5 protein-coding genes are annotated in these 3668 nt (G+C 70.9%); 2 read left to right on the forward strand and 3 right to left on the reverse strand.

Features of this window, described 5'->3' with window-relative positions:
- Both ACFQ46_RS24260 and ACFQ46_RS24265 read right to left on the reverse strand, forming a co-directional pair.
- Positions 1-723: cation diffusion facilitator family transporter (locus tag ACFQ46_RS24260; RefSeq protein WP_380262935.1), on the reverse strand; the 723-nt coding region annotated here is incomplete at its 3' end.
- Positions 724-818: 95 nt separating this feature from the next.
- A complete protein-coding gene (locus ACFQ46_RS24265) occupies positions 819-1163 on the reverse strand; it encodes an ArsR/SmtB family transcription factor (protein WP_380262927.1) in 345 nt (114 codons plus the stop codon).
- Positions 1164-1458: 295 nt separating this feature from the next.
- Here ACFQ46_RS24265 and ACFQ46_RS24270 point away from each other — a divergent pair, with 295 nt between their 5' ends.
- Both ACFQ46_RS24270 and ACFQ46_RS24275 read left to right on the forward strand, forming a co-directional pair.
- On the forward strand, positions 1459-2322 hold the full coding sequence (locus tag ACFQ46_RS24270) for a replication initiation protein (RefSeq protein ID WP_380262929.1): 864 nt from the start codon (positions 1459-1461) through the stop codon (positions 2320-2322).
- Positions 2319-2609 (forward strand): sigma factor-like helix-turn-helix DNA-binding protein, encoded by a 291-nt coding sequence (locus ACFQ46_RS24275; RefSeq protein WP_380262931.1) that lies wholly within the window; start codon positions 2319-2321, stop codon positions 2607-2609. The genes ACFQ46_RS24270 and ACFQ46_RS24275 overlap by 4 nt, the downstream gene beginning before the upstream one ends.
- A gap of 6 nt (positions 2610-2615) precedes the next feature.
- Here the strand turns inward: ACFQ46_RS24275 and ACFQ46_RS24280 are convergent, their stop codons facing one another.
- Positions 2616-3230, reverse strand: a complete 615-nt coding sequence (locus ACFQ46_RS24280; RefSeq protein WP_380262933.1) for a helix-turn-helix transcriptional regulator — start codon at positions 3228-3230, stop codon at positions 2616-2618.
- Positions 3231-3668 lie beyond the last annotated feature (438 nt).

Genomic DNA, 3668 nt, shown 5'->3' on the forward strand with positions numbered 1-3668 from the left:
GCTGCCCGCCGCGTTCTCGCTCGACGCGTCGGTGCCCAGCACGCCGGCGTTGGGAGCGCAGCACCCTTCCCCGTGCCAGGCCTGCCAGCCCTCCTTCACTGCGATGACGGCGATGACCAGCCCCGCGATCGGGTCCGCCCACGACCAGCCCACCAAGGCGTTGACCACGAGCCCCACCAGCAGCACCGCGGAGAGGTAGGTGCACAGCAGCGTCTGCTTGGAGTCGGCCACCGCGGTGGCCGAACCCAGCTCACGTCCGGCCCGGCGCTGGGCCGCGGACAGGAACGGCATGACCAGCAGGCTCAGCGCCGCCAGCCCGATGCCCACCCGGGAGGGTTGGGCCTCACCGGAGCCGAGCAGAGCGCGCAGGGACTCCACGCTGACGTAGAGGGCCAGGGCGAAGAAGGACACCGCGATGATCCGCAGCGTGCGGTGCTCACGGGCCTCACGCAGGGCGTGGTCGCGCGCGGAGAACTGCCAGGCGACCGCGGCGGCGGAGGACACTTCGATGATCGAGTCCAGCCCGAAGCCGATGAGGGCGGTGGAGCCCGCACGGTGGCCGGCGGTGAGCGCCACGACGGCCTCGAGGACGTTGTAGGTGATCGTCGCGCCCACCAGGAAGCGGACCCGGCGCGTCAGCGTCTCCCGCCGCGCCTGGCGCTGCAGCGCCTCTGCCGGGTCCTGATCGCGACGCGGGGAAGCCGGCACCAGGGGCAGTGGCAGTGGCAGAGCGGGTGATGGGGCGGGCGCCGCCGTGGGCGACGTCGCCGGCGCAGGGGTGCTCGACGTGGGCGTGATCGAGAGCAGCGGGCGGTCCATCAGCAGCAGCCCTCCCCGGCCTCAGCCGCAGCGCAGGCGGTCGCATCGACGGCCAGGACAGTGCCCAGCAGGTCCTCCAGCGCCTTGCGCAGACCACCGTCGGCCAGCTCGTAGCGCATCCGCTTGCCCTCGGGGACGGCCACGACCAGCCCGCAGCCCCGCAGACAAGCGAGGTGGTTGGACAAGCTGGTGCGGGTCACGCCCAGACGCTCGGCCAACTCGGTGGGGTAGGCACCGCCGGTGCGCAGGGCGACCAGGACCCGCGCACGGGTGGGGTCGGACAAGGCGTGCCCGAAGCGGGCCAGGACCTCGATCTGGGTGGTGGTGTGCGTGAGCGTCTCCACCACCCTGACGCTACAGCCCTTGCTGACGTCAGCGGAAGATGACGTAAACCACGATCAACGAGGCTGGGTCCACGAGTAGTCACCTCAGGGGCACGCCAGGGCACGACACCACCGCAGCGTCCGCACGGGTCGCCTGTCTGTGGCTGGTCTGGGCTAGGTGGGGGGATCGACGGGCGGAGGGGGCCCTGAAGGGCGGTTACCTGAAATGGTTGATTTGTCCGACCCGAATATTTGCTGACCTCAAGACGGCGTGTCAGACCTGAACCCGAACGATCTTGGTGCCAGGGTGACGCGTGTGACGAGCCGCCTCGACGCTTCGCTGTGGGCCGACCAGTGGAGCCCCCGGCGACCGCTGGCGACCGATGACCTCACCCAGGGCTGCTGGCGTCAGAGCCGCCCCGACGCCCTCACCCGGCGCTACCTCGAGCATTCCCCCCGGGCACTGCTGTCGATGCTCGTCATCGACGTCGACCACGACGACACCCTCATCCGTGCCCTGCAGAAGCCCATGACCCACCCGATGCCGTCCTGGATCGCAGAGTCCCCCACCGGACGCGGCCACGTCGGCTGGATCCTCAAGACCCCCGTCTGCCGCACCGACGCCGCCCGCATCGAACCCATGCGCTTCGCCGCCAAGGTCGAGGAAGGCCTGCGCCGCTCCCTGGACGGTGACGTCGGCTACGCCGGGCTGCTGACGAAGAACCCCGTCCACGGGCACTGGACGACGACGTGGGGCACCGACGAGCTCTACGAGCTGCGCGACCTCGCCGCCGGCCTGGGCGAGCTCATGCCGCGGACTCTGCCGCGCAAGACCGCCGACTCCTCCGGCCTGGGCCGCAACGTCGCCCTGTTCAACCGGGTCCGCCTCTGGGCCTACCGGGCCCGGCTGCGCTACGAGGACCGCCAGGAGTGGGAAGAGGTCGTCGACGCTTTCGCCCTGGCCGTCAACCACGAGTTCGCCGTGCCGCTCTCGCCCGGCGAAGTTGGCCACACCGCCCGCTCCGTCGCACGGTGGGTCTGGCGCAACTTCAGCGCCGAAGGCTTCAGCGCAGTGCAGGCTGCCCGCGGCCGGCGCAACACCCCGGAGCAGCAGGTCGCGAAGCGGCTCGGGAGGACGAAAATCGACTGGCATGCCTTGGCTGAGGAGGCGACGTCATGACCGCTCAGATGCCGATCCGGCGGACGAAGACGGCCCGTGAGCTGGCTGAGAAGTGGGGTGTGTCGGAGCGGTCGGTCTACCGCCGCGTCGCCGAGCCCCGCGCCGACTTCCTCGCTCGGGCCAAGGCCCGCCGTGACCGCGCCGTCGAGCTCCGCGCCCAGGGCCTCAGCTACGCCGAGATCGCCGAGGCGATGGAAGTCTCCAAGGGCACGGTCGGGCGGCTCATCCACGACGCGAAGAAGCTGGCCGAGCACGAGACCGCGGTCGATCAGGCGCAGGCTTCCTGACCGGCCTTAACGCTGACGCCACCGCCCGAATAGTCCCCGCCGCGGGGGCGGCTCAGACGGCGGCGCATCGGTAGGCAGTGCCTGCGTAGTCGGCGGCATCGGAGTCATCCCGACGTTGGTGGGCACCTCATGCACAACAACCGCCGGTGGGTGCTGCTCCCGCTGCTCACTCGCCGCGGTGATAGCCCGCAGCGCCAGACGCACGTCAGCCAAAGCAGCCCCCCGCTCATCGGCGACGGCCTGCGCCCGCGCGGCCTCGACCTCCGCCCGGGCGGCCCGATCGCGCAGCTCAGCGACCTCAGCCCGTAGGCGCTGCACCTCGTCATCGGTGACGTCAACGACCACCTCAGGGGTGTCCAGGGGGGTGGTCACCGGGGTGGTCATGGAGTAGTCAGACCCCTGGTCACCGCGCGGCTGACCAGGGTGGTCGCGGTGGTCACGCGGCCCCGGAGCCTTGGTCAAGGTGAATCCCGCCGCGAGCAGATCGGGCACGGCGATGAGGTGGGCGCCGGTCTCTGAGTCGACCCGCGCGTTCGGGAACTCCCCAGCTCGGAGGCGCCGACGCATCGTCGACAGGCTCACCCCAGTGGCCTCGACGGCCTGCCGCAGCGTGAGCAGCATCGGCGTCGACCCCGTGGTCACAGGGGCGGTCACAGGGGTGGTCAGGGGGGTGTTCTGACCAGGGGTCACCACGGCAGGGTGCCCATGGTCAGGGTGGTCGGCCGGTAGCCACGCCGTCGCTGTCCTAGCGGCTACCTGACCTCAGCTCTTCGTGCCGTGGTGGTCGGTGAGGAACGAGCCGGCCACCACGGGCCGGCGCAGCCGTCGAGCCTTCGGCGAGCGTGGATCACCCACCCCACCCCGAAGCGCCGTGGTGCACCCACCAGACCCCGCTCGAGACCCCGCGACAGGTCACACCTCTTGCATCTTTGATCTCGTGACGGCGACAGGCCGCTGACCAGCGGTCTTACTCCGATCAGCGGCTGAAGCCATCGGGCTCTCTCCCCAGCCCTCGGGTGACGTCGCGAGCCGTCCTCGCCCGCGTCGGCGCAGCGTCCT

The sequence above is a fragment of the Kineococcus sp. GCM10028916 genome, from assembly GCF_042674865.1.
Classification (GTDB): domain Bacteria; phylum Actinomycetota; class Actinomycetes; order Actinomycetales; family Kineococcaceae; genus Kineococcus.

Bases quoted from the DNA above. Each gene is read 5' to 3' on its own strand.
- ACFQ46_RS24280 (WP_380262933.1), bottom strand. From the start codon at position 3,230: ATGCTGCTCACGCTGCGGCAGGCCGTCGAGGCCACTGGGGTGAGCCTG.
- ACFQ46_RS24275 (WP_380262931.1), top strand. From the start codon at position 2,319: ATGACCGCTCAGATGCCGATCCGGCGGACGAAGACGGCCCGTGAGCTG.